Genomic DNA, 287 nt, shown 5'->3' with positions numbered 1-287 from the left:
GTGGTCGGGCAACTCGCATTCGGTGTGTACACACCGGTGTTCGGGTTCGTGGTTCCCTGGCACAGGCGGATCGTGCTCGCGCGCTGGTCACGCTCGTAGTTGCCCACGCGGAACTGGGACTTGATCAGCCCACCGTCGTCAAGGCGGCGCTGGTGCGACAAGGTGCCGTAGCCGGCGCTGCCCTGATTGGTGTCGCTGGCCATGCCGTAGTAATTGCTCGGGTCCAGCGGCAGCATGCGGGTGTCGGTGACCGCCGAGCTGGCGGTGGGCCGGATCCAGGGCAGGCC

At 67.2% G+C, this 287-nt stretch carries 1 pseudogene; it reads right to left on the bottom strand.

The features are described from left to right. Window positions 1-287, bottom strand: a pseudogene (locus tag ACMUOY_RS20260) (TonB-dependent siderophore receptor); the annotation flags it as partial.

Source organism: Candidatus Skiveiella danica, from assembly GCF_022705245.1.
GTDB lineage: Bacteria > Pseudomonadota > Gammaproteobacteria > Burkholderiales > Burkholderiaceae_C > Skiveiella > Skiveiella danica.
This window is presented reverse-complemented; position numbering and strand designations above follow the sequence as displayed.